1 protein-coding gene and 1 pseudogene are annotated in these 2,072 nt (G+C 69.1%); one reads left to right on the forward strand and one right to left on the reverse strand.

Annotation, left to right across the window (positions count from 1 at the left end; genetic code table 11):
* Positions 1-393 precede the first annotated feature (393 nt).
* Positions 394-1,251 carry a CPBP family intramembrane glutamic endopeptidase gene (locus OOT08_RS04275; RefSeq protein WP_442916178.1) on the forward strand — a complete coding sequence of 286 codons (858 nt, stop codon included), beginning with the start codon at positions 394-396 and terminating at the stop codon, positions 1,249-1,251.
* 146 nt (positions 1,252-1,397) lie between these two features.
* On the opposite strand, the pseudogene OOT08_RS04280 reads toward OOT08_RS04275, so the two are convergent.
* Positions 1,398-2,072 (reverse strand): annotated as a pseudogene (locus OOT08_RS04280) (glycine dehydrogenase (aminomethyl-transferring)); the annotation flags it as partial.

The raw sequence follows: 2,072 nt of genomic DNA on the forward strand, positions 1-2,072 counted from the left end.
TTGGACTCGCCGCCCGTGTTCCCCGACGTGCAACCGGTGAGCACGAGCGCGCTCGCAGCGGCCAGGGCGATGAAGCCGAAACCGATCCGTGATCGTTTCACTATGTGATTCCTCCTGAACTTGGCGAAGCTGAGGAGGTGAGCGCCACGAACGTTGTGGACACGCATGAGTCCCCTCCAGCATCTTTACTGCTCAGATCCTATCGAATACCGGGGAGCTCGCACGAACCGTCTGTCGGAAAGCAACGGAACCGTCACCGAAGCGTCCATTCGGGACCCCGTCCCCGGGAACCGGGTCCGAGGAAGGCGCCGCTCCCCCGCCCCGGCGGGGCCTCAGCCCGGGCGTCACCCGGCCCGCCCCAGCGCGGGGCGCTCCGCCGGTACGCTGGCTCACATGTCAGACGCGCCGCTCCCCACCTCATCGCCCCGCTGGCCCCTCCCCCAGCCCGGCCCCCCCGGGGTTCCGGACCCGGCCCCCCTCGGTCGCGGCCGCATCCGTGCCGAGATCGCGGTCGTCCTGGCGCTGTCCCTGGGGATGAGCGCGGTGTTCGCCGTCGTGCAGCTCGCCGAGCTGCTGGCCAAGGACGCCGGCCTGGCCGAGCAGACGCAAACCCTGAACGCCTCCACGGGCTCGGCCCCGCTCTTCGACCTGCTGTACCAGCTGCTGCGCATCGTCTTCGGCCTCGCTCCGGTCGCGCTGGTGTGCTTCCTGCTCTGGCGACCGGAGCGGCCCCACCTCGGCGCGCTCGGCCTCGGCCGAACCGGGGACACCTGGCGGCAGTGGCTGCGCGAAAGCGCTGGCGGTATCGGCCTGGCCGCCGTCATCGGCGTGCCCGGGATCGGGCTGTATCTCGGGGCGAAGGCCCTCGGGCTGAACGTGACGATGGTCGCCGCGGCCCTCAACGAGCACTGGTGGACGGTGCCCGTGTTGGTGCTGGCGGCGCTGAAAGCGGCGCTCCTGGAGGAGATCATCGTGGTGGGCTATCTCTTTGCCCGGCTCCGGCAGCTCGGGCTCGGGCGCTGGGGGATCATCGTGAGCGCCGCGCTGTTTCGCGGCAGCTATCACCTCTACCAGGGCTTCGGGGGGTTCATCGGCAACGTCGCGATGGGCCTCGTGTTCGGCTGGGCCTATGCCCGCTGGGGGCGGCTCCTGCCCCTCGTGATCGCCCACTGGGTGCTCGACATCGTGAGCTTCGTCGGCTACGCCTTCGCGGTGGCGACCTGGCCGGAGCTGTTCGCCGCCCAGAACTAGTCGCGTCGCCCGCGGGAATCGTGCCGCGGAGGGACGCCGGCAGCCGGGGCTGCTCGTCAAAAAAAGTGGGTTGCCGCTTGCGGATGGTCCCCCCGAACCCACACAAGCGGCAACCCGGTCTGTGAAGCCTGGCGCTCGTCCGTTGCCTAGGCGAAGGCCTCGGGCGGCGGGCACGAACACACCAGGTTCCTATCACCATACGCCTGATCGATGCGGCGCACGGGAACCCAGTACTTATTCTTTCGGAGTGTCGCAACCGGATACGCCGCATTTTCGCGCGAATACGGATGATTCCATTCGGAAACCAGCAAGGATTCAGCCGTAAACGGTGCGTTTCGGAGCGGGTTGTCCTCCGCGGGCCACTCCCCCGAGCCCACGCGATCTGCCTCGCGCTTGATCTCGATCATGGCCTCGATGAAGCGCTCGATCTCTGCGAGGTCCTCGCTCTCCGTCGGTTCCACCATGAGCGTGCCCGCGACGGGGAAGGACATCGTCGGCGAGTGGAAGCCGTAGTCGACGAGGCGCTTGGCCACGTCGTCCACGGTCACGCCGGTTGCCTCTTTCAGGGGGCGCAGGTCCAGGATGCACTCGTGCGCCACGAGCCCGTTCGCCCCGGCGTAGAGCACCGGGAAGTGCTCGTTCAGGCGGGAGGCGATCAGGTTGGCGGAGAGCACGGCCGTGCCGGTGGCCCGGCGCAGGCCCTCGTCGCCCATCATCCGCAGGTAGGCCCAGGTGATGGGGAGGATGCTCGGGCTGCCGTAGGGGGCCGCCGAGATGGGTCCGCCGCCGTGCTCGATCGTGGCCCCCGCACCGGCGGAGGC

Source organism: Leucobacter sp. M11, assembly GCF_035726885.1.
Taxonomy (GTDB): Bacteria; Actinomycetota; Actinomycetes; order Actinomycetales; family Microbacteriaceae; genus JAPFRB01.